The following is a 23384-nucleotide window of genomic DNA, read 5'->3' as shown; positions in this document are numbered from 1 at the left end:
TGTCATCGATTGCACACAAACGGAACACGATTCCACGGAAATCCTTACACTACCGAACACCGTTGGAAGTATTTTTGAGTTACTTAGATGAAGCAGTTTTGTCTAGCTTAATTTGACAAATCAAATTTTATTATTTTTAGTCAATTTTTATTCACCTATAGTGTTGATCAACGACATATAGTACCTGATGACTGTTCAATAGTTTACTTCTCTTTATCTTTTTCTTTTGGGTCCCTATTGATTGAGCTAAGGGCAGCTCCAAAGGCTACGCCTAATGCAATCCCTATTCCAATATTGTCCATCATTATCCCAAAAGCAACTCCTAAGGCTATACAAATTCCCATCCACATCCCAGTATTACCTTTGTTATCGCTCTTCTTCTGTTTACTCATGATAAAGTCCTCCTCGACTTTTTCATCTCAAGCACGCTACATTGAGAAACCTAACGCACCAGTTTCATTGAATTCCTTCATTCCTAGTGACTGATAGAATGCTTTCGTTGCAGGTGAATTCTCAGTAGTTAATATAATCTGCTTTGCGTATCGGATCTCTTTTAACATCTTTTGCATTAAATACTTTCCGATTCCTTGCCTTTGATAATCAGGATGGACCAAAACATCTTGAATATAAGCAATGTATACACCGTCGCCTACGACTCTAATCAAGCCAATTAGACGTTCTCCGTCCCAAGCTGTTAAGTAATGCTTGGCTCCTTCGAGTAAACTCGTTAAGTCCGGATTATCTTGTGTGTAAGCGCTCCATCCGACACTTTCATATAAATAAATCAGTGCCTCGTGGGTAATATCGACTTTCTTTTGGTATTCAATCATTTTATAAATCCATCTTATTTAATACATCGCGAAGTACTCTTAATTCTTCTTCTGTAAAAGTTAGTCCTTTCCCCATTTTGTCGTATTCTGGACTCCAGTCTCGTATATCAAATTTGGGCTCACGTTCATTCCAACTAACTTTTGTTAATTCTTTTGACCAGCCTTTCGCATTCTCACTTAATTGGCCGTAATGTTCTATAATTTCAAATTTAAAGTCTGCCATACTATCTCTCCTCTATTATGCTGTCGCAATATCTGCGAGTTCAAAGTTAATAACTGCTACTAAATCCCTTGGGTTTACTTCCACTGAAAAGCCAACTTTTCCTCCGCTGAATAAAATAAGTTCGTACTCTTTCGCCGATTCATCTAGCACAGTCTTAAATTGCTTCTTCATCCCAATGGGTGAACAACCTCCATGCATGTAGCCTGTGAGTGGAAGTAATTCTTTTTCTTTGATCATATGAATATTTTTTTCGCCAACAGCTTTAGCGGCTTTTTTTAAATTCAATTCTTGCGTTACTGGAACAACGAAGACGTAATGTTCACCCGATTTCCCTTGTGTAACAAGGGTTTTATAAATGGGCGACTCAACCTTTAATTTGTCTACATCTTCCCATTGATAGCCAGTATACTCGATTTTATTTTGCTCAAGCACACGCATCACATTTGTTTTATCTTTTTTCGCCATTTTATCACCTGTCTTTGCCTTCTTTACACTATCATTATAACTGAAATGCAAGCTAGTATAAAATAAGAACAACTTATTCACTTCAGTGAATAACACGAACAATGGTATTTATTATACGTTTATTATCCGCTAATCATTGAAAGGTAGTCCATCTATTGCCTATTATAGATAAAAGTTATTTTTTAAAGGAGGACATCATGAATAAAGCATCACTAAAACATTTAATCGACGTGGCAGCAGGGCGAACATCGGCAGATATCGTCATTAAAAATGCACGAATTGTCGATGTCTATCAAGGGCAATTAATTGAAGGGGATATTGCGATCACAGAAGGCGTCATTGCCGGCATTGGGGGCGATTATGAAGGTAAAGAGGTTCACGACTTAGCAGGTAAGATTGTAGCACCCGGGTTAATCGAACCACATATTCATGTTGAATCTTCCTATGTGACTCCAGAAGAATTTGCACGGTTATTAGCGATTCATGGGACAACAACGGCGCTTGCAGATCCTCATGAGATTGCTAATGTGGCTGGCATGGACGGATTAAGCTACATGATTGATGCATCTCAGAATGTAGGGATTGATATCCGTTATATGATGCCTTCTTGTGTGCCTGCAACGAATATGGAAAACTCTGGCGCAGTTATCACTGCCCAAGATATGGTTCAACCAATTATTGACGGGCAAGTTGATGGTTTAGCTGAATTTATGAACTTTCCAGGTATTATTAATAATGAGGATAGCGTCATTGACAAAGTGATGGTGGCTCGTGAGCACGGCAAGCGTATTGACGGACACAGTCCGATGGTTACAGGTAAAGATTTGAACGCTTATATTGCTGCTGGGGTGGAAAATGATCATGAATGTACTACGATTGAAGAAATGCATGAGCGATTAAGTCGCGGTATGTACGTCTTCTTGCGTGAAGGGTCTGTGACACAAAACTTACGCATGTTACTTAAAGGAGTCACTTCTTCCAATAGCCGTCGCTGTCTTTTATCTGGTGACGATGTCCAAGCAAAGACACTTTTAGAGTTAGGTTATCTAGATAATAGTTTACGAATTTGTGTTGAAGAAGGTCTGGATCCAATAACTGCCATTCAAATGGCAACAATTAATACTGCTGAAGCGACACGTCTGCGTGACCGCGGAGCAATTGCACCTGGTTTACGCGCTGACTTCATTGTTTTTGATAATTTCGATAAATTAACTATTCAACGCACTTATGTTGAAGGAGAGTTGGTTGCTAAAGACGGCGAATATTTAGTTCCGATTCAGCGTGCCAATTACGAAGTCGTTGAATCGAGCGTGAAGTATAAGGATTTTAGCGAAGAGCGTTTAGTTTTACCTTTAGAGTCTGATACTGTCCGTGCCATCGAAGTCGTAGAACAGGAAGTCATTACGAATGAAGCAATTATTCAAGTGGACCGCGATGCTGATGGGATTTTTGAATATAATCCTGACATTCCAGTAGTTAAAATTGCTGTGATTGAGCGCCATCACTTAACTGGTAATGTGAGTGTGGCTCTATTGAAAAATTATGGAATGAAATACGGAGCAATTGCTCAATCGATTGCACATGACAATCATAATGTGGTTGTTGCGGGAACAAATGATTCTGATATGGCTTTTGCTGTGAAAGAATTGGAGCGACTTCAAGGCGGTGTCGTGTTAGTTAAAGACGGTCAAGTCATTGCTAATTTTCCTCTCCCAGTGGGCGGCTTGATGAGTGATTTAACAGCCGAAGAAGTGATGGCACAACAAGATACCATTAATAAAGTTGCACACGAGAAGTTAGAAATTTCTCACCGTGTTGATCCAATTATGACTTTAAGTTTCATGCCACTTTCTGTAATTCCTGCACTTAAAATTACCGACATGGGCTTGATCGATGTAACAAAATTTGAATTTGTTCCAGTATCAATTTCGGAATAAACTCTTATAGAGGCAAGCAACTGCTAACGGGCAGATTCCTTGTTTTTTTGAGTGGATGGTTGTCTGGGCAATAAGGTTGGTATGAAGCGTCACTTTGAGTTCCCATAGTATCGCTTTTCTCCATTTACCAGCCCAAAATAAAAAAGCGACATCATTTTCATGACATCGCCCTTGAATTTCGATTATTTTTGGACTAATTTTTCAATTTGCCCTAAGAATTCTTCGTTAGTATCTGTGTGACGGAGAATTCCGATGAGTTGATCAGTGTATTCAAGAGAATTTCCGACCATCATTTTGCGGAACTTCCAAATCTTGTCTAACTCTTCTTCTGGAATCAGCAATTCTTCTTTACGTGTTCCTGAACGTTGAATATCAATCGCTGGGAAGATACGGCGTTCTGCTAGTTGGCGAGATAGGTGAATTTCCATATTCCCTGTCCCTTTGAATTCTTCATAGATTAAATCATCCATACGGCTGCCTGTATCCACTAAAGCTGTCGCCAAAATAGTTAATGAACCGCCATCTTCAATATTACGCGCTGCTCCAAAAAAGCGTTTTGGGAAGTAGAATGACGCGGGATCTAACCCACCACTTAATGTACGGCCACTTGGTTTAACTACTAAGTTGTAGGCACGAGCAAGGCGTGTGATACTATCCATTAATATAACAACATCTCGGCCATCTTCAACTAAACGCATGGCGCGGTCCAAGACTAATTCTGCAATACGAATATGGTTCTCAGGTTTTTGGTCAAACGTTGATGAAACCACTTCACCATTCACGCTACGTTCGATATCTGTTACTTCTTCTGGACGCTCATCGATTAACATCACAATGAGTTCTGCATCAGGATAATTATGCGAAATCCCATTAGCAATGCTTTTTAATGTTGAAGTTTTACCGGCTTTAGGTGGTGAAACAATAAGGCCCCTTTGTCCAAATCCAATCGGTGAGAACACATCTATTAAACGGTTACTGATTGCATTTTGCTTGTACTCTAATTTAATTTGTTCTTCTGGATATAATGGCGTTAAACTTGGGAAGTGATCGCGTTCTTTCGCTTCTTCTGGGTCTTTACCATTCACGGTTGAAATTTGCATCAAACCGTAATAGCGCTCATTTGATTTTGGTGGACGCGCTGGGCCGGCTACTTTATCCCCGTTTCTTAAATCAAAACGGCGAATTTGTGAATTTGAAATATAGATATCTTCTTGACTCGGCGAGTAGTTAATTGGACGAATAAAACCAAAACCATCCCCAGGTAAAATATCTAAAACTCCTTCAACTTGGAAGAAGCCTTGTTTCTCTTCTTGTGTACGCATAATCGCTAAAGCTAATTCTTTTTTACTTAATTCACTATAGTTAGGGATTTTAAGTTCGCGGGCGTAACCATAGAGCTCTTTTACGTCTTTATTTAATAATGTTGGCAATGAAAATGCATCTGTCATTTTATCAGTTCCTTTTCTTTACTTGAATGTTTGTGGGGAGTTTGTTTTGTGGGCGAGTGGGGGTGATTTGAATACAAAAATATATTTGGACAGAATTTAATTGATCTGCCCAAATATAGTCATGTTTATTATTCTTCGACAGTGTCGTCTTCAATCATTTCAATATCGGCACCAATAGCTTTTAATTTACCTACGATGTCAGTATATCCACGTAAGATATTGCTTACACCTGTGATGACTGTCTCGCCATCAGCGATTAAAGCAGCAATTACAAGACATGCACCTGCACGTAAATCACTTGCACGGACTGGGGCACCTTGGAGTTTCGATGGGCCACTAATGCGGATAATATCACCATCTACTTTGATATTTGCTCCCATGCGGTTTAATTCTGGAATGTGTTTCACACGTTGTGGATAAATTGTATCCATAATGGTTCCTTCACCGTGAGCTTTTAAAAGTAATGGTGTGAAAGGTTGTTGTAAGTCAGTCGCAAAACCAGGGTATGGCAGTGTTTTAATATTAACCATATTTAAGTTGTCAGATTTCTTGATGTCAATCGAATCTTCACCAATCGTCATCATCGCACCCATTTCGTCTAGTTTAGCAATGTAACTTTCGATATGTTCATAAATAACGTTTGTGACACGAACATTTTCACCCATTGCGACTGCCGCTGTAATGTAAGTACCCGCTTCTATACGGTCTGGAATGATTGTATGGTTGGTACCATGCATTTCGTCGACACCTTCAATACGGATCAAGCTTGTTCCAGCACCACGGATATTTGCTCCCATTTTGTTCAGAAGTGTCACAACATCGATAATTTCTGGCTCACGTGCCGCATTTTCGATGATTGTTTTTCCTTTAGCGCGGACAGAAGCTAGAATCGCGTTGATTGTTGCTCCCACTGATACAACGTCCATGTAAATTCTTGAACCTTCTAGGCCATTTGGCGTTGATAAAGTAATCACACCAAATTCGTCTTCAACCGTTGCTCCAAGTGAACGGAAAGCTTTAATATGTTGGTCAATTGGACGAGGTCCTAAGAAACATCCTCCAGGTAGTCCGATAACACCTTCACCAAATTTCGATAAAGTTGCTCCCATAAAGTAATAAGATGCACGTAAACTTTGGATTTTTCCTGTTGGCATTGGAATTGACACCATATCTGTTGGGTCAATCATTAGTGTATTATTTTTAAATTCGGTTTTTACATTAAATTCAGCAAGGATTTCAAGTAATGAGTGAACATCTTGAATATCTGGCACGCCTTCAAGTACAACTGGTGAATCAGCGATAATTGCGGCTGGTATTAGTGCCACCGTACTGTTTTTTGCTCCGTTAATTGTAATTTCGCCGTTTAGAGGTTTTCCTCCACGAATAACTAATTTTTTCATGTTTCGCTCCTTAATTCGTTCTGTCTTGTATATTATTTTTAATTGCTTTATTTATTTCGTTCAAAATCGCCCATTGGCGCTTGTCATCTAGTCCAGCAAGTATTAGTGCTTCCTGAAGGAGACGATGAATTTGTTTCACGTTCATCCCCGAATGACGTTCAACTAGTTCATCACTGACATAAATTACTTCGTGAGCCACGATATTTCGGACATATTTTTCAATATGTCTTAAAGAAATGACTTTCGCTCTCACTTCGTCATTTCTACTATGATCGTCAATGAGTTTTAATAAATGACTCGAACTTACATAATGCTTATAATTGAAGCGGTCGCCGTAATATTTTGTAAAGGTCTCAGCCACTTTATTCGCTTCTTCCTCCACTTTTGCTTGCTTCCACTGTAAACCACGATAAACCGGCGTTCCTTCAACGGTTTCCTTGACAATTGGTTGGATATATTGACTTAATTCCGGCATAAAATCTTCTTCGATAATTAAGCGCAGTAAATCAACCAACAACGGACTGAGTGCACGAAAATAATCCATATATTCAGATCGTTCAAATTGAACATTCATATAATGTGCATAGCTATACACTCGGCGTTCTAGGTATGTGGGCTTGAGTAAATATTGGCGGTCTACTTTGGGAGCTAGTTGCTCAATTTCTCGAATATTTACATCTAGAAAAGCTTGAGCAAGCTGAATTGAGTGAGTAAGGTAGGAATCGTTCAGTGTAGTATTCTCTTTTATATAAGATAATAACGGTCGATATTGATTATATTCCAACATATGATCAATCAACGTCATTTGAGTTTTACTTATGATCGGGGAAGGTTGTGTCACGGATTCATTCTCCTTAAATTTTATATAGTTGAAGTATATCATAACGCTCCTAATAAATTAACATTCTTGTTTTATGATTCTAACATAAGCCCGGAATCCTTCAAAGAAAGGACTACTATATCCATGTTTTTCTTGTTAAAATATGTATAATTCCTCTAATTGAACATTAGAGTGTTAAAAAATATTTTCTATACAGTACCATAACTTAATTACTGTTATGTAAACATTGTATTTCAAAATGAAGGATTTGACTCAGAAAGGATACTTTATCATATGGAAGCTTTAAATAAGCCTCAGAATACGTTTATAAATAGTGCGACCATCAAAATCATTGCGATGGCTTCGATGTTAATTGATCACTTAGGTGCTTTCGTGCTCCTGCCCTGGTTGCAAGCGGGGAATGGTCAAGCTAATTTCGAAACATGGAACTCCGTGTACACCGCAAGTCGGGCAGTCGGTCGGCTCGCTTTTCCGTTATTCTGTTTTTTAATTGTCGAAGGCTTTCAGCATACAAGCGATGTGAAAAAGTATTTAAAACGTCTCGGTATCTTTGCGCTAATTTCTGAAATTCCTTTTGACTTAGCGAGATCGCATACATTCTTTGATTTTTCTGGACAGAATGTGATGTTCACCTTATTTAGTGGGCTGTTTGCTATTTGGTGTATAGAAAAATTTGAGCAACCCATTTACCGCTTTGTGGGGGTTGTGCTCTCCTTAGCATTTGTCTTCATCTTGGACACAGATTATTCTACTTTAGGCGTATCCGTCATTATTATTCTGTACGTCCTACGGGATTTTCGGTTATTCCAATCCCTTTTTGGTGCTTTTGCATTTATCGGCAGTTGGTTTGCGATGCCTGCTTTCATTATTACCTATTTTTACAATGGTTTAAAAGGAAATCTCAGCTCCAAAGCATTCTACTGGTTCTATCCAGTTCATCTATTACTTTATGCACTGATAGCATATTTATTATTATCTTAGGAGGAAAAATATGAAAATAAATTATCCTATTAATGGTACAGAAGAAGAAATCAAAGAAGTTGAAAAAATTTACAAAGATTACCCTGAATTACCTTACATCTCACCAGAACGTAATCTAAGAAAATGGTTCCGTGATTTAGATTTAACAAGCGAAACGCGTGTACCCTTGCGCAATATGCAACGTACTGAAGAAGGCTTATTACCGGGAGATATCATCTTAATTTGGCGCATTTCTTTAGGGACATTCACAAACGAATCAGTGATGCCGAAATACTTTGAATATGATTACGGCATTAACGCTCACCAATCTTTAAAAGACTTAATCGAACACGGTTATGTGGTTCAAGAGTCGCCTTATGAATCAATGGATCACGTCACAGCCACTTTGTTGAAGAGCTTATTAAAAATGAAAAACGTTAAAGGCTATTCAAAATTAAATAAAACAGGCTTAGTGGAAGAAATTAAAAAGCATTATTCCAATGAAGAATTAGATGAATACTTCGATGTTCGCGGCATGCGTTTAACTGATTCTGGTAAAAAAGCTTTAGAAAACAATCAATTTGTGATTGATAAACATCCAACAAAACCAGGTTATTAAAAAGTTTTAGTGTTAGCGAGAGAAATCTTGCTGGCACTATTTTTTAGGTGGTTTTTTGGTGTACTTGAGCCAAATGGCAAAGTTATTTGGCTTGAGTTAGACCAACTAGAGACAAACCGCATCACCATTTGGCTTGAGTTAGACCAACTAGAGACAAACCGCATCACCATTTGGCTTGAGTTAGACCAACTAGAGACAAACCACATCACCATTTGGCTTGAGTTAGACCAACTAAAGACGAACCGCATCGCCATTTGGCTTGAGTTGCAATTTATTCTCTATCTATAAATTATCAGACAGAAAAACCCGTTCTAACCAAGATGAATCTCGGTTAGAACGGGTTTAGTTTAGTATTGGGAATGAATTATTAAGCTTTGTTTGATGATCCAAATATATCCATTGTTTCTTTAGTTGTCGCAACAATTGCATCTTTACCAGGTGCGATTACTTTACGTGGATCATATACTTTATCATCCGTGTTTAATTTTTCACGAACAGCTTTTGTCCATTGTTGTTGTAATTCAGTGTTAACGTTAATTTTTGCATGTCCAAAGCTAATTGCTTTTTTAACTTGGTGTTCTGGAATTCCTGAACCACCGTGTAATACTAAAGGCATACCAGTTGCTTCAGAAATTTCTTCCATTTCTTTGAAGCCTAATTTTGGTTCGCCATCGTAAGTTCCGTGAACTGAACCTAATGCTGCTGCTAAAGCATCAACGTTAGCTTCTTGTACTAAACGTACACATTCAGCTAAATCAGCATAAGCAACTCCACCGATAACTCCGTCTTCTTCTCCACCAACAGTTCCAACTTCACCTTCAACTGAAGCACCGTGCTCGTGAGCATATTCAACAACTTGTTTTGTCATCGCAATATTGTCGTCGATTGGGTGATGAGATCCGTCAATCATTACTGATGAGAAACCAGAGTCAATTGCGTCTTTACATGTGTCAAATGAAGATCCGTGGTCTAAGTGTAGAGCAACTGGTACTGTAATGTCCATTGTTTCCATTAAAGCGTTAACCATTGCTGCAACAACTTTAGTTCCACCCATATATTTAGCTGCACCTTCTGATACACCTAAGATAATTGGTGAGTTGTTTTCTTTTGCAGCTGTTAATACAGCTTGAGTCCACTCAAGGTTGTTAATGTTGAATTGTCCTACAGCGTACCCTTCTTCTTTTGCTTTGTTTAACATATCTGTCATACTTACTAAACGAGTCATACTTAAAATTCCCCCTATAATGTTATTTTATACGTTTATTATACTCCAAAAACCGCGCTATTGCTAGTAAATAAGCAGATTGGCGCTATGGCTTGATTTGTAGGCATTTTAATTGAACTTTTTTCACTTATTCATTTAAGGGGTTAAATTTGATTAGAGATTATTTTGTCATTTTTGATGATTTGATAATATAAAATACTGGCGGTTGGTTTTATTTTCACTAAATATTAAAAAAAGTGCTTAGTTTATGACAGAGTGTTAGTAGAGGTACAGTAATATCAGGTCGACGGATCGCACATGATACCGTTGGAGCGAAGCGACTTACGGAATCAGTAGATCAGCGAGACGGAAGCTCAATCACAATATAACGCCGAAGTGATTAGCTAGAGTCGTGCCACTACGGTCACCGAAACTAACACTCTGGAATAAGCGGGATTACCATTATATTCTTTTCAATATTAGTCCCCAAAAACTTAAAAAGAATCTAGCTTTTCAACTAGATTCCTTTAATAAATTTTTATGCTTCAGCTAAGCGTTTGTTGTTTTTAACTGTTGACGTACTTGTGTCAATATCCACTTTATTGTCCAATGTTTTATAATTATTAGCCTTCAATTGAGGTAATGTAATCATGAAACCGAAACTGATAATGTACAGCCCCGCTAAGAAAAGCATTACTAAAGGTACACCTGACATATCTAAGATGTAACCAATGATGACTGATGAGAATCCCCCAACAGCACGTCCCACATTCAAGATTGTGTTATTCGCAATCGCACTGATTTTGTAAGAGTATAAGCGTGTAATAACCGCTCCGTAACCTGCGAACATCCCGTTCACAAAGAATCCAACGATAGCTCCACCGATTAAGATTGATGTTGAGCTATTAGCAAAAGTGAATAAATATACTGCCACAGCAGAACTTATTAAGAAGATTCCGTAAGCTAAGCGTGGGCCAATGCGGTCTAAGATTTGCCCGAAGACAAACATTCCGATACACATACCGATGATTGTTGCGATCATCCAAGTTGAAGAACCACTGACACTGACGCCAACATTTTGTTGCATCATTGTTGGTAACCAGTTCATCATACCGAAGTAACCGGCGATTTGAACAGTTGTCATAACCATTAAAACGATTGTTTGATACGATGTTTTTCGGTCTTTGAATAAATCTTTAATGCTACCTTGTGCTGATTCATCATCTTCATCTGAATAACTTTCAATATGTAATTCTTCTTCCTTAACTGTACGACTCACCCAAACTACGATTAAAATTGGAAGTAAACCGAATAGGAATAGTCCGCGCCACCCGAATATTGGAGCAATCAATCCTGCAAGTAGGGCTGAAGAAATGGAACCGATTTGCCCAACAATTCCGTTTAATGAACTGATGCGTCCCATTTTTTCACTTGGCACGATTCCGGCCATGATTGAGATCGCCACACCATATTCACCACCGACACCAATCCCGGCAATAAAGCGCATTGCATATAAGTAATAGATATTATTTGTAAAGAAGATTAATCCTGTGGCAATTGAAAAGATTAAAATTGTCCATTTAAAAACTTTTAGTTTGCTGTAACGGTCTGCTAAGATTCCAAATAAAATTCCTCCGAACAACATACCGAAGTTTGTAATAGTCGCAATCCACCCTGCTTGTGCTCCTGAGATACCTAATTGAGAAATGATTGTAGACATCGAAAAGGCTAGGAACATAACGTTTAAATCATCGGTTCCTGACGCGACAATGGCTGATAATAAAGCGTTACGTTGTGATTTGTTTAAGTTTTTCATTTTGTATAATCTCCTTTAATGAATGCTCTCGGCATTCTTTATTAAAATTGTTATAGATGACTATAGGGACAGAGTTTTCTATGCTTCAAATTGTTTTGACCATTTTGCTGGATCTTGATACCACTCGACTAACGTGTCATAGTAAGCTTTTAATTTCGGATCGCTGACAGCATATTCTACTAGTTCGCGGTAGTTTGTTAATGTTTCAAGTGAGTATTCAACTTCACTAAACGCTTTTTGTCCGCTTTCTAACATGTAGTTAAAGATTGCGGCGCAACCGATAATTTCACCTCCAGCCTGCTCTACTTTTGAAGCGGCGTCCAATACACTTCCACCTGTACTAATTAAATCTTCGACCATGACAACTTTGCTGCCTGGTTTAAGGTAGCCTTCGATGGCATTTTCCTTTCCATGGTCTTTCGCACTTGATCTGACGTAAATCATTGGTAGGTTTAAGAGATTAGCAACAAAGGCCGCATGCGGAATACCGGCAGTGGCAGTTCCGGCGATGACTTCAACGCCTTCAAATTGAGTTTTAATTAAATCTGCTAAAGCTTGTTCGATAAAGTCACGTGTTTCTGGGAAACTCATGATTAAACGATTGTCACAATAAATTGGGGCTTTGAGTCCACTTGCCCAAGTATAAGGTTGATCTGGTTTTAAATTTACTGCTTCAATCGCGAGTAATTTTTCTGCTACTTGTTCTGATACTGTCATGTTCAAATGATTCATTCCCCTTCTATTAATTTAATTCAGCTTGCCATTCTTTCAAGATATATCGATAGGCTTCTACCGGGTCAGGCGCTTGCGTGATCGGTCTTCCCACAACGATATAGTCACTGCCGTTTTTGGCTGCATCTCTAGGTGTCATAATCCGTGTTTGGTCGTCGTTTGATTTTGAAGTCAGACGAATGCCAGGTGTGATAGTTAGAAACTGGTTTGATGTTGCTTCTTTGATGATTGAAGCTTCTAAGGGCGAGCAAACAACGCCATCTAAGCCTGCATTTTGTGTGAGTATCGCATAATTTTGGACACTATCTTGAATCGGCCCTAATATCTTTTGTTCCTCATTCATTTGAGTTTGCGAAGTTGAGGTGAGTTGTGTCACTGCGATTAGTAAGGGTTTGTGATTATTCAAAGCCCCTTCCTCCAGGCCTTCTTTGGCTGCTTGCATCATTTTCAGTCCGCCACTGGCATGAACATTTACCATGTCTACACCACTTTGAGCGAGCACTTTCATGGCACTTTTGACCGTGTTTGGAATGTCATGTAATTTTAAATCTAGAAACACGCTGTGTCCTTCCTCTTTTAAGTAATGCACAAAATCCATCCCAGTTTTGTAAAATAGTTCCATGCCGACTTTTAAATTTAAAGATTCATTTTTAAATAGATTTAGAAAAGCGATGGCTGCCTCTTTAGTGGCGAAATCTAGCGCAATGATTGGTTTTTGTTTATCCATTGTCTCACCTTTCATTCATTATTTTTAATCGAGAGTACAAAAAAACGACCGATAACAGATCATGTTACCGGTCGTTTACGACGTGAAAGAGTGCATAACGATAGTGTTCCCCTTGCATTGTACAAAATGGGTTCACTATTAATCTCTATAAAATGCCTATAAAGAAATCAGTTAGCAACACTTTCGCGTCTCACGGAACACGATTAAAGCTTTACTACTTTTATGGAATTATAGTGATTATTTACACCAATGTCAATTGTTATTTGCGATTGTTTTGATGTTCTAAACTTGCTTCAATAAAGCCTTTAAAAATTGGTTGTGGACGGTTTGGACGTGAAGTGAATTCTGGGTGGAATTGCGGTGCCACAAAGAATGGGTGGTCTTTCAATTCAATAATCTCAACTAACTTCCCGTCAGGACTCACACCTGAGAATGACATACCGTGTTCGCTTAAAGCTTCACGGTACTCATTATTGAATTCATAACGGTGACGGTGACGTTCTTCAATCATTTCGCTTCCGTCGTATAAGTCACGAACTAATGAGTTTTCTGATAATTTTGCAGGGTATAGACCTAGACGTAATGTTCCACCTAAAGTCATATCTTCTGTTTGATCTGCTAATAAGGCAATGATTTTATGTGGTGATTCTGGGTCTAATTCTGAAGAATGTGCCCCTTTTAAGCCAACAACATTACGTGCAAACTCAACGGTCGCTAATTGCATACCTAAACAAATACCAAAGAATGGCACTTCTTCTTCACGAGCATAACGAATGGCTTCAATCTTACCTTCAACACCACGTTCACCAAAGCCGCCTGGCACTAAGATACCATCAACATCTTTCAAGTAAGAATCTACGTTGTCCGCGTTAATATCTTCAGCATTAATCCAAGATAATTCGATATCACTATTGTGGTAGAATCCGGCATGTTTTAAGGCTTCTACTACAGATAGGTATGCGTCAGGTAATTCAACGTATTTACCTACTAGACCAATTTTCACTTTATTCTCTAGATGTAGAACGCGTTGTTCTAATTCTCTCCAACCAGTCATATCTGCTTCAGGTAAATCAAGACCAAAGTAATCTAAGACTAATTGGTCCATTTTTTGCTCTTGTAAGCTTAATGGGATTGTATAAAGTGTTTCAACGTCACGTGATTCAATCACCGCATCCGTTGTTACATCACAGAATAGAGCTAATTTATCTTTAATGCTTTGTGGTAATGCCTCTTCAGTTCTCACCACTAAGATATTTGGCTGAATACCTAATGAACGTAATTCTTTCACACTATGTTGTGTTGGTTTTGTTTTTAATTCTCCTGCTGCTTTTAAGTAAGGGATTAAAGTTGTGTGAATGTAAAGAACATTTTCGTGTCCGATTTCTGTACGCATTTGACGTAGTGCTTCAATAAACGGTAGTCCTTCAATATCTCCAATGGTTCCACCGACTTCAGTGATAACAACGTCAGCGTCAGTTGTTTCTGCTGCACGCATGATTTTGTCTTTAATTTCGTTTGTCACGTGTGGTATAACTTGGACGGTTGCGCCATTATATTCACCTTGACGTTCTTTACGTAGAACTTCATCGTAGACTTTACCGGCTGTGACACTTGAGTATTCATTAACATTAATGTCGATAAATCGTTCATAATGGCCTAAATCTAAGTCAGTTTCTGCTCCATCATTTGTTACAAAAACCTCTCCATGTTGATATGGACTCATTGTACCTGGGTCAATGTTTAAGTATGGATCGAATTTTTGAATATTAACTTTCAATCCTCTGTTTTTAAGTAAACGTCCTAAAGACGCAGCGACGATACCTTTACCAATTGATGACACAACGCCACCTGTAACAAATATATATTTTGCCATTATTGTAAGCTCCTTTTTATATATTTTCGGGATATAAATAGAAAAGCCCCCTATTCCGATGGAATAGGGGTGCTAATTAAGTAGATTGACCTTCCTCTTGAAAGGTGCCCAATTTAGATAATACGATAACTTTGTCGTTTCGTCAATAAAAAATTTTAGTCTTCGTCTTCTTCCTCGAAAACTTCGTCTTCTTCATCTTCAAAATCGTCATCATCGATATCTTCATCATCGATATCTTCATCAAAGTCCTCGTCGTCTTCATCAAGTTCTAGATCATCGTCACCTAGTTCAGATAAATCACGTGCATAGACACCAAGTTCTTGGTTGTCGTCTTCGTCATCCTCTTCATCTTTAACGATTGGAACAACTTCTTCGACTTCATCTTCTTCATCGTCAAAGTCTTCTTCATCATCATAGATATCATCTAGATCTTCTGGATCATCGTCGTTGTAGTCAATCATATCGTCATTTTCGTCAAACGCGTTTAATTTGCGTTTTTTCTTGCGTCTGCGACGACGTGGTAAATCTTCATCATCAATTGAACTTACAATTTCTTCATCGATTGAATCGATGGGATACCAAGCGCGTAGTCCCCAACGGTTATCTCCTAATGAAATGAAGCGTCCATCAATATTGATGTCTGTATAAAAGCGAGTCATTTTCGCTTCCATCTCTTCTTCGCTTACATTTAAATAGTCTTGAATCGCAACCATTAATGCAGTGAAATCATAGACATCACCTGTCTCTTCAAGAATTGCATGTGCAACTTCAATCGAAGAAAGTTCTTCAATATTTTCATTCTCAAATTGTTTTAAAATCAAAGCTTCCACTTCCTTCCTCGTATTCTAATATATTACCGATTTAATTACGATAATGCAATTGAAATTCATAGTCTCCAAGCGGTTCTTCGTTAATTAATACTTGGTATTGAATCATTAACTTCACGCCTGTTTCTGTTTCAGAAAATTGAACTTTTTCGGTCTCAACTGCTAATTCCCATAGCCCTTGCGGGGTCATATAGGATGTATATGTTTGTTTAGATGGATTAAACGTTAATGTATATTGCGGTTGTTTAATCTCTGCTATCAGATGCCCTGCGTCACGTTGAGTATACCACTTTACTTCAATTGGAATATCTTCGCGGTCGACGTAGGAGATTTTTGAAAAAGTCTTTAAATCAACTAACTCTCCTTTAGTCTCTAACAACCATTCATCTTTATGAGCTTGCTTATGATAGCGAATCTTTTGATCAACTTCAAGATAAATATTTTTTCTCTGCACATTTTCACCACACAATCTATAGTTATTTACTATTATAATCGATTTTTTGTTATAATTATACATAACTATAAAATAATTACAAAATGAAGGAAGGTTTCTATGCTTTCAAATCAAGAATATATATCATCCCAACAATGGCTTGTATTTTCAGAACAAGATAATCCATCAAAAAGGGATCCAAACAGTGCACTCAGTTACCAAGACAGCTTCATCCGCTGGGTTCCAGCTCTAAACGATGACGCTCGTAAACCTTATGGTGTCGTACACTTCTATCCATTTGACTATCCAACTATCCTACTTGGGGCAAAAGATACTCGTCTGCCAGAACTGGGCAATGCGAATAATTATCTCGTTGACCTTGGATACACACTAGTTCAACGTCCTCATGGTGGCTTAGCTGTTGTTAATGACCCGGGTGTCATAAACTTTGGACTGGTGAGTGATAACCGTCATTTTGACTTATCGATTGATCATGCTTACGAGCAAATGGTTGCTTTAGTGGCGCAGTCCTTAGAGCCATTCGGCGTCAAAGTAGAAAGCTATGAAATTCCAGATTCTTATTGTCCTGGAAAATACGACTTAGTTGTCAATGGGCAAAAAATTGGGGGCATTGCGCAACGTCGCTTCAAATCTGGTGTCACAACGGCTGCTTACTTAAGTGTCAATGGTGACCAACAAGCACGCGCTGAATTACTCCAGGCTTATTACCGTACAGGTGAAGCGGGTAGTGACTATCCTTTAATCAATCCTAACTCAATGACAACGATTGAAGCAGTCATCGGTGAACCAATTCAAGTCGATGCATATCAAAAATTATTAATTTCAACGATGGAGAAATACGGTTCACTCACTCAAGGCGACTATGAAGACCCTGAATTAAAAGCTTTATACGAAAAAGCATTCGACAAGACAACCGCTCGGTCATACAAAATCCAATTTAATCAATTACCTTAAGGAGTTAATGATGGCTACTAATAATGATAAATATCAATTACAAATCTTGCCTCGAGAGAAAGTATTTCGCGATCCCGTTCATGACTACATTCATATTCAAGATTCGATTATCTTAAAGTTAATTGATACGGTCGAATTCCAACGTCTGCGTCGAATTCGTCAACTTGGGACGTCTTCTTACACCTTCCACGGTGCAGAGCATAGCCGTTTCAACCATTCTTTAGGTGTGTATGAGATTACACGTCGCATCATCAACAATTTCGTACGTAATTATCCTAGTCTCGAAGCCGGTGATGGCTTATGGGACGATAGTGAACGCCTTGTTGCCTTATGTGCGGCACTTCTGCATGATATTGGTCACGGGCCCTTCTCACATACGTTTGAAGGGATTTTCGATACCGACCATGAAGTAGTCACTCAAAAAATTATTATGTCACCAGATACTGAAATTAATCATGTATTGAAGTTAATGGGTGATGATTTTCCAGAAAAAGTTGCCAGCGTCATTAATAAAACTTACCCTAATCAGCAAGTCGTTCAATTAATTTCCAGTCAAATTGACGCTGACCGAATGGATTATTTAATTCGCGACGCCTATTATGCTGGCGTGAGTTACGGTGCTTTTGATATTACTCGAATTTTGCGTGTCATTCGGCCATTCAACAATCAAATTGTATTTGATTTCTCAGGGATGCACGCAGTTGAACACTATATTGTGAGTCGCTATCAAATGTATATGCAAGTGTATTTCCACCCCGTTTCACGCGGAATGGAAGAAGTGTTACGTAACTTACTTGCTCGTGCCAAATATTGTTACGACCAAAAACCGGAAACAATGAGACATTCCATTGATTTGTTGATTCCTTTCTTAGAAGGTGAATGGGATTTAGAAGACTATTTACGTCTAGATGACTACGTTTTAAGTAGTTATTTCTCACATTGGTTACTTGAAGATGACGACATATTGAAGGATTTAGCTTACCGTTTCTTAAACCGGAAACCATTCAAGTCACTCTTATCGAGCGATGACCAGCGTGATGAATTAACGTCTTCAATTCAAAACGAAATGCGGGCTGAAGGCTTCGACCCAGAATATTACTTTGGTGAAAATAGTTCCTTTGACTTGCCCTATGATTTCTATCGCCCAGACTCAACAAGTACGAGAACACAGATTGATTTCTTAACAAAACAAAATCAAGTCGTTGAATTGTCACAAGTCAGTGCCTTAGTGCAGTCGTTAACCGGAGTACCGCGTGGAGAGCAACGCTTGTATTATCCTCGTGAAGTCTTACACACGATACTTAAAATCCCTGAAGTAGATTTAACACCTGATCAGGAAAAAATAATCGCTGCTTATAATGAAGAGACAAATGATGTCACGTTTAATATTCAGCAGAGATTATTTTAGTTTTTATGGTTTGGGCTAAATGCTCATTTCCCCAGCAGTTTTGGTTGTATAACCGGAATTGTTGGGGATTTTGTTTGTGGTGGGGTGTGGGCGTACCCCTGAGATTTTTTCAGGGACATTTTTTCGTATTTCGTGTCCCTGAGATTTTTTCAAGGATGGTTTGGTGCCCTGAATAGTTCTCAGAGATCCTTTTCGGCATTTTGCATCCCTGAGATTTTTTCAAGGATGGTTTGGTGCCCTGAATAGTTCTCAGGGATCCTTTTCGGTGGTTTGCATCCCTGAGATTTTCTCAGGGATGGTTTGGTGCCTTGAATAGTTCTCAGGGATCCTTTTCGGCGTTTTGCATCCCTGAGATTTTCTCAAGGATGGTTTGGTGCCTTGAATAGTTCTCAGGGATCCTTTTTGGCGTTTTGCATCCTTGAGATTTTCTCAAGGATGGTTTGGTGCCTTGAATAGTTCTCAGGGATCCTTTTCGGCGTTTTGCATCCCTGAGATTTTCTCAAGGATGGTTTGGTGCCTTGAATATTTCTCAAGGAAACATATTCCTTACACTTGATTTTCCCTACCAAAAAAGGATACGCCACAATGACGTATCCAGGATAATCTAAGCTTGATTCAAATAATCTAATGCGAATTCAACGTGGAAAGATGCCATGATTGGTAATACATCTTCATCTAAATTGAATTTCTCGTGATGCAAACCGTATGAAGTTTCTTCAGAACTACTTACCCCAACGCGAGCATATGTTCCTGGTATCTTAGTTAAGAAGTCCGCAAAGTCATCTGATCCCATACTTGGTTGGCTTTGTTTGATGACGTTTGCTTCTCCGACAATTTTCGCTCCCGCACGTTGGGCACGTAATGTTGCATCCTCGTCATTAATGTTTGGCGCTGCAGCCGGATAGTTTTCAAACTCAATCGTTGCACCAAATACTTTCGCAATATCATGAGCCGTTTCTTCTATCTTAGCTAAAAAACGTTCGCGTGTTTCATGACTTAATGTACGTAATGTCCCCTCGATTTTTGCATGATTGGAAACAATATTATAACGCGTACCTGAAGTGAATTTTCCAATCCCGATCACTGCTGATTCTAAGGGATTCAGTAAGCGGGATACTAAGTTTTGTAATTCCGTTACAATATTTGCTCCGGCAGCTAAAGCATCAACGCCAGTATGTGGGCGGGCAACATGGGCACTTTTACCTATGACATTAATTGTAAAGATATCACAAGATGCCATAGTAGGTCCTGGCACTGCTTGAATGGTACCGACTGGTAAGGCTGGGTCTACATGCATACCAAACACTTGACCTACGCCATCTAATAGACCACTTTCGATAAATTGGTACGCACCGCTCCCAATTTCTTCTGCTTGTTGGAAAGCCACTAAGACAGTTCCAGCAAACTGTTCACGGTGTGATACTAAATAAGCAACCGCCCCAAGAAGCCCTGAGTTGTGGGCATCATGACCACACGCATGCATTATCCCTTCATTTAATGATGGGAAATCATGACTAGTCGCCTCTGTGATTTCTAAGGCATCAATATCCGCACGCAGTAATACTTTTTGCTCGCGTTGGCTTTGGGTCGCATCATTCTTTGTTCCTGTAATCGTCCCTAAAGTTCCTGTTTCACCTACTTTTTCAAAAGGAACATTGAGATCCGTAAGTATTTCTTGGATTTTCTCAGCTGTTTTAAATTCTTTTAAACTAGGTTCAGGATGTTGATGGAAATGACGACGCCATGTTACGATTTGTTCTTTATTTGCTTGAATTTCTGGAATAACTTGTACCAATTTAGTTCCTACTTTCTATTGCCTTTATTACTAAGTTTCTACTCTGCCACTTCTGTGACCGTTTGATTCTCAATATCAACGTCGTATTCTCTGAATACCGGGATTAATGAACCGTCACTTGATTCTTTAATAATTTCAGCAATTTCATCTGTTTGGAATAACTCGACGATTTTTAAATATAATGGGTTGTCTTTGTCTTCTTCACGGGCTGCAATCACATTAATGTACATCGGATTCACATTATCTAAATTATGAGCATCCGCAAAAATCGCATCTGAAACTTTAAGTCCTGCATCTGAAGCAAAACCAGTATTAATAATTGCCGCATCAACATCTTGCAGTACTACAGCTGCCATTGCTGGGTCTAATAATTCAAACTGTAAATCTTTGGGATTATCTAAAATATCTTTCTCTTCTGGGAAAATGCCCGCCGCCTCATCGACATCAATTAACCCAGCAATTTCTAAGGCTTGAAGCGCGCGTCCATAAGTTGATGGATCGTTTGGAATCGCTATCGTTCCGCCATCTGGAATATCTTCCACTGACGTGTGTTTATCAGAATATAAACCTAATGGCGTAATTAATGTATTCCCTATCGGTGTAATTGTTCCATTATTTTCATCATTCCAAGAAAATAGAAACGGATACCCTTGCGTAGCGTTTAAATCTAATGAGCCATTTTGTAAGGCTTCATTTGGTTGATTGTAATCTGAGAATAGCACAAGTTCAATTTCAATGCCTTCTTGTTCTAGCGCATTTTCAACGACAACATCCCAATAATCATAAGCATTTGAACTGGCTAAGCCTATCGTTACTTTATCACCTTCAAATTCCCCTTGGGCAGAGGCTTGAATTGGTAAAAAGCTTGCGATAGTAATGATTGATAAGAATGAATATAATAATTTTTTCATTGCGAACCTCCATTTTTTATTAAAAAAGCGTAAGTAATATCTACAACCACTTTCTTCATTGTAGCTTACTTACGCTTTAAGTTTGTTTCTTTTAATGTGTTTGGCTATTCAGCTGATTCTTCGGACTCAGCTTCTTCTGATTCAGATGATTCTGATCCTTCTTCGCCTTCTTCAGTCCATGCTGGAACATCTCCACCGTTACTTGCTTCAGCTAATTTTTCAGCGACTTCGTCTGTTTGGTATAATTCTACGACTTTAGCAAATAATTCGTTGTCTGCGTTGTCACCATTTACTGCGATAACGTTTTTGTAATCATCTGGTAAGTCTGCAGGATTTTCAGCATCTAGGAAAATAGCATCCTCAACACTTAAACCAGCGTCTAAAGCAAATGTGTTGTTAATAACTGCTGCATCCACATCTGGTAAAGCTTGCGCAATTTGTGCCGCTTCTAATTCTTCAAATTGAATATTTAATGGGTTATCAGTTACGTCCGCAACTGTTGGTAAGATTCCTGCTTCATCATCCACTTCAATTAAGCCGGCTAATTCTAAGCCTAATAATGCACGACCACCGTTTGTTGGGTCATTAGGAATTGCAATTACTGCGTCTTCTGGAATTTCTTCAATCGACGTAATTGATTCAGAATATACTCCTAAGGGTGTAACGTATGAGAAACCTAAGGCTTCAAGATTACCATCATTTGCTTCATTCCATTCGTTTAAGAAAGCCACGTGTTGGAAAGCATTTAAATCTGTTGATCCGTCTTGTAAAGCAACGTTTGGTTGAACATAATCTGTAAATAATACTAATTCAAGTTCAATACCTTCTTGTTCTAGGGCCTGTTCTGAAACAAATTCCCAAACCTGTTCTTCTGCTTCACTTACGACACCAACGGTTACTGTTTCGCCTTCAAATTCACCTTGAGCTTGAACTGCTGAAGTTGCTCCAACTAAAACACTACCCGCTAATGATAATACACCTAATGATTTTAAGAATTTTTTCATGATAAATCTCTCCTTTTTTATGTTTATTCAGTATCTTCTTCTGTTGATTCTTCGCTTGATTCTTCAGTTGACTCTTCTGATCCATCTGTACTTTCAGCTGGCTCATAGCCTTCCCATGCTGGAATACTTCCACCGTTACTTGATTCAATAATCACTTCTGCTACGTCAGCCGTTTGGTATAGTTCTACGATTTTTAATAGTAATGGACTTTCAGCATCTTCAGAACGTGCCGCAATGATATTACGGTAAGTATCACTTAACTCTTCTGGTGTATCTGTATCTACGAAGATAGCATCTTCTGTTACAGATAAACCTGCGTCTTCTGCATGACCTGTGTTAATAATCGCTGCTGCAACATCTGGTAATGATTGTGGAATTTGAGCTGCATCTAACTCGATAATTTCTAGATTTAATGGGTTCTCAGTAATATCATCAATCGTTGGTAATACGCCTACAGCGTCATCCACTTCGATTAATCCAGCGATTTCTAAGGCAAGTAAAGCACGCCCGCCGTTTGTTGGGTCATTAGGAACTGCGATACTGTCGCCATCTACAATTTCTTCAACTGATGTAATTTTGTCTGAGTATAAGCCCATGGGTGTAACTAATGTAAAGCCTAAGTTTACTAGATCTTCGTCATTTGCTTCGTTCCAGTTTTCTAAAAAGGCAACGTGTTGAAAGGCGTTTAAATCTAGAGAGCCATTTGCTAAAGCTTCGTTCGGTTGGTTATAATCAGTTAAAAGTGTCACATCAATCTCGATACCTTCTTGCTCTAAAGCTTTGTCGGCAACATAGCCCCAAACTTCTGCACCATTATCTCCAACAACACCTACATTGACTTTCTCACCTTCAAATTCTCCCGAACTTTCTTGTGCAAATGCCACTTGAGTAGCTGGCGCTAGAATGAGTGAACTTGTCAGGGCAACTTTTCCTAACTTCTTAAGTAATTTTAACAT

General features: G+C 38.7%; 24 protein-coding genes and 1 pseudogene. 7 read left to right on the top strand and 18 right to left on the bottom strand.

Annotated features, from left to right (window positions below):
• Nucleotides 1–116: pseudogene (locus ACEN33_RS03830) on the top strand (IS30 family transposase); the annotation flags it as partial.
• Nucleotides 117–203: 87 nt separating this feature from the next.
• On the opposite strand, the gene ACEN33_RS03825 reads toward ACEN33_RS03830, so the two are convergent.
• Genes ACEN33_RS03825 through ACEN33_RS03810 form a run of 4 tightly spaced genes read right to left on the bottom strand, consistent with a single transcriptional unit; the run spans nucleotide 204 to nucleotide 1518 of the window.
• Nucleotides 204–392 (bottom strand): hypothetical protein, encoded by a 189-nt coding sequence (locus tag ACEN33_RS03825; RefSeq protein WP_138404520.1) that lies wholly within the window; start codon nucleotides 390–392, stop codon nucleotides 204–206.
• A gap of 36 nt (nucleotides 393–428) precedes the next feature.
• Nucleotides 429–830 carry a GNAT family N-acetyltransferase gene (locus tag ACEN33_RS03820; RefSeq protein ID WP_138404521.1) on the bottom strand — a complete coding sequence of 134 codons (402 nt, stop codon included), beginning with the start codon at nucleotides 828–830 and terminating at the stop codon, nucleotides 429–431.
• Nucleotide 831: 1 nt separating this feature from the next.
• Nucleotides 832–1053, bottom strand: coding sequence for a YdbC family protein (locus ACEN33_RS03815; protein WP_138404522.1), 222 nt, complete (start codon nucleotides 1051–1053; stop codon nucleotides 832–834).
• Between the two features lie 15 nt (nucleotides 1054–1068).
• Nucleotides 1069–1518 carry an aminoacyl-tRNA deacylase gene (locus ACEN33_RS03810; RefSeq protein WP_138404523.1) on the bottom strand — a complete coding sequence of 150 codons (450 nt, stop codon included), beginning with the start codon at nucleotides 1516–1518 and terminating at the stop codon, nucleotides 1069–1071.
• 197 nt (nucleotides 1519–1715) lie between these two features.
• Here ACEN33_RS03810 and ade point away from each other — a divergent pair, with 197 nt between their 5' ends.
• Entirely contained in the window at nucleotides 1716–3455 is a 1740-nt protein-coding gene (ade, locus tag ACEN33_RS03805) for an adenine deaminase (RefSeq protein WP_407094620.1), read from the top strand.
• 182 nt (nucleotides 3456–3637) lie between these two features.
• Here ade and rho read toward each other — a convergent pair whose 3' ends face one another.
• The 3 genes from rho to ACEN33_RS03790 form a co-directional block, all read right to left on the bottom strand.
• Nucleotides 3638–4903, bottom strand: coding sequence for a transcription termination factor Rho (gene rho / locus ACEN33_RS03800; protein ID WP_138404525.1), 1266 nt, complete (start codon nucleotides 4901–4903; stop codon nucleotides 3638–3640).
• Between the two features lie 128 nt (nucleotides 4904–5031).
• A complete protein-coding gene (locus ACEN33_RS03795; RefSeq protein ID WP_407089073.1) occupies nucleotides 5032–6303 on the bottom strand; it encodes a UDP-N-acetylglucosamine 1-carboxyvinyltransferase in 1272 nt (423 codons plus the stop codon).
• A 10-nt stretch (nucleotides 6304–6313) separates the two neighbouring features.
• On the bottom strand, nucleotides 6314–7144 hold the full coding sequence (locus ACEN33_RS03790) for a hypothetical protein (RefSeq protein ID WP_407094618.1): 831 nt from the start codon (nucleotides 7142–7144) through the stop codon (nucleotides 6314–6316).
• A gap of 273 nt (nucleotides 7145–7417) precedes the next feature.
• Here ACEN33_RS03790 and ACEN33_RS03785 point away from each other — a divergent pair, with 273 nt between their 5' ends.
• The 3 genes from ACEN33_RS03785 to ACEN33_RS03775 are packed head-to-tail and all read left to right on the top strand — an operon-like array spanning nucleotide 7418 to nucleotide 9011.
• Nucleotides 7418–8125 carry a TraX family protein gene (locus ACEN33_RS03785; RefSeq protein WP_338487114.1) on the top strand — a complete coding sequence of 236 codons (708 nt, stop codon included), beginning with the start codon at nucleotides 7418–7420 and terminating at the stop codon, nucleotides 8123–8125.
• Nucleotides 8126–8135: 10 nt separating this feature from the next.
• Complete coding sequence (locus ACEN33_RS03780; protein WP_407094617.1) at nucleotides 8136–8723, top strand: hypothetical protein; 588 nt, start codon at nucleotides 8136–8138, stop codon at nucleotides 8721–8723.
• A gap of 27 nt (nucleotides 8724–8750) precedes the next feature.
• Nucleotides 8751–9011: a hypothetical protein gene (locus ACEN33_RS03775; RefSeq protein WP_407093617.1), complete on the top strand. Its 261-nt coding sequence runs from the start codon at nucleotides 8751–8753 to the stop codon at nucleotides 9009–9011.
• Between the two features lie 79 nt (nucleotides 9012–9090).
• On the opposite strand, the gene fba is transcribed toward ACEN33_RS03775, so the two are convergent.
• The 7 genes from fba to ACEN33_RS03740 all read right to left on the bottom strand — a co-directional run bounded on the left by fba (nucleotide 9091) and on the right by ACEN33_RS03740 (nucleotide 16356).
• Complete coding sequence (fba, locus tag ACEN33_RS03770) at nucleotides 9091–9948, bottom strand: class II fructose-1,6-bisphosphate aldolase (RefSeq protein WP_407094616.1); 858 nt, start codon at nucleotides 9946–9948, stop codon at nucleotides 9091–9093.
• 517 nt (nucleotides 9949–10465) lie between these two features.
• A complete protein-coding gene (locus tag ACEN33_RS03765; RefSeq protein ID WP_407089065.1) occupies nucleotides 10466–11743 on the bottom strand; it encodes an MFS transporter in 1278 nt (425 codons plus the stop codon).
• Nucleotides 11744–11821: 78 nt separating this feature from the next.
• Nucleotides 11822–12460, bottom strand: a complete 639-nt coding sequence (pyrE, locus tag ACEN33_RS03760) for an orotate phosphoribosyltransferase (protein ID WP_338487104.1) — start codon at nucleotides 12458–12460, stop codon at nucleotides 11822–11824.
• A 25-nt stretch (nucleotides 12461–12485) separates the two neighbouring features.
• On the bottom strand, nucleotides 12486–13202 hold the full coding sequence (gene pyrF, locus ACEN33_RS03755; protein WP_407094615.1) for an orotidine-5'-phosphate decarboxylase: 717 nt from the start codon (nucleotides 13200–13202) through the stop codon (nucleotides 12486–12488).
• A 259-nt stretch (nucleotides 13203–13461) separates the two neighbouring features.
• Entirely contained in the window at nucleotides 13462–15075 is a 1614-nt protein-coding gene (locus ACEN33_RS03750) for a CTP synthase (RefSeq protein ID WP_407094614.1), read from the bottom strand.
• A 155-nt stretch (nucleotides 15076–15230) separates the two neighbouring features.
• The gene (gene rpoE / locus ACEN33_RS03745; RefSeq protein WP_407094621.1) at nucleotides 15231–15896 is read right to left on the bottom strand and encodes a DNA-directed RNA polymerase subunit delta; all 666 of its coding nucleotides are present in this window, start codon (nucleotides 15894–15896) and stop codon (nucleotides 15231–15233) included.
• Nucleotides 15897–15936: 40 nt separating this feature from the next.
• Nucleotides 15937–16356 carry a DUF1934 domain-containing protein gene (locus ACEN33_RS03740; RefSeq protein WP_171031304.1) on the bottom strand — a complete coding sequence of 140 codons (420 nt, stop codon included), beginning with the start codon at nucleotides 16354–16356 and terminating at the stop codon, nucleotides 15937–15939.
• A gap of 99 nt (nucleotides 16357–16455) precedes the next feature.
• On the opposite strand from ACEN33_RS03740, the gene ACEN33_RS03735 reads away from it, so the two are divergent.
• Both ACEN33_RS03735 and ACEN33_RS03730 read left to right on the top strand, forming a co-directional pair.
• Nucleotides 16456–17310, top strand: coding sequence for a biotin/lipoate A/B protein ligase family protein (locus ACEN33_RS03735; protein ID WP_407094613.1), 855 nt, complete (start codon nucleotides 16456–16458; stop codon nucleotides 17308–17310).
• A gap of 10 nt (nucleotides 17311–17320) precedes the next feature.
• Complete coding sequence (locus ACEN33_RS03730) at nucleotides 17321–18718, top strand: HD domain-containing protein (RefSeq protein ID WP_407089056.1); 1398 nt, start codon at nucleotides 17321–17323, stop codon at nucleotides 18716–18718.
• Nucleotides 18719–19322: 604 nt separating this feature from the next.
• On the opposite strand, the gene ACEN33_RS03725 is transcribed toward ACEN33_RS03730, so the two are convergent.
• The 4 genes from ACEN33_RS03725 to ACEN33_RS03710 all read right to left on the bottom strand — a co-directional run bounded on the left by ACEN33_RS03725 (nucleotide 19323) and on the right by ACEN33_RS03710 (nucleotide 23384).
• Nucleotides 19323–20513, bottom strand: a complete 1191-nt coding sequence (locus tag ACEN33_RS03725) for a M20 family metallopeptidase (RefSeq protein WP_407094612.1) — start codon at nucleotides 20511–20513, stop codon at nucleotides 19323–19325.
• A gap of 38 nt (nucleotides 20514–20551) precedes the next feature.
• A complete protein-coding gene (locus ACEN33_RS03720; RefSeq protein WP_407094611.1) occupies nucleotides 20552–21424 on the bottom strand; it encodes a MetQ/NlpA family ABC transporter substrate-binding protein in 873 nt (290 codons plus the stop codon).
• Between the two features lie 104 nt (nucleotides 21425–21528).
• On the bottom strand, nucleotides 21529–22428 hold the full coding sequence (locus tag ACEN33_RS03715; protein WP_407094610.1) for a MetQ/NlpA family ABC transporter substrate-binding protein: 900 nt from the start codon (nucleotides 22426–22428) through the stop codon (nucleotides 21529–21531).
• 23 nt (nucleotides 22429–22451) lie between these two features.
• Nucleotides 22452–23384 (bottom strand): MetQ/NlpA family ABC transporter substrate-binding protein, encoded by a 933-nt coding sequence (locus ACEN33_RS03710; RefSeq protein ID WP_407093619.1) that lies wholly within the window; start codon nucleotides 23382–23384, stop codon nucleotides 22452–22454.

This window comes from Ruoffia sp. FAM 24228 (genome assembly GCF_045528575.1).
Taxonomy (GTDB): Bacteria; Bacillota; Bacilli; order Lactobacillales; family Aerococcaceae; genus Ruoffia; species Ruoffia halotolerans.
This window is presented reverse-complemented; position numbering and strand designations above follow the sequence as displayed.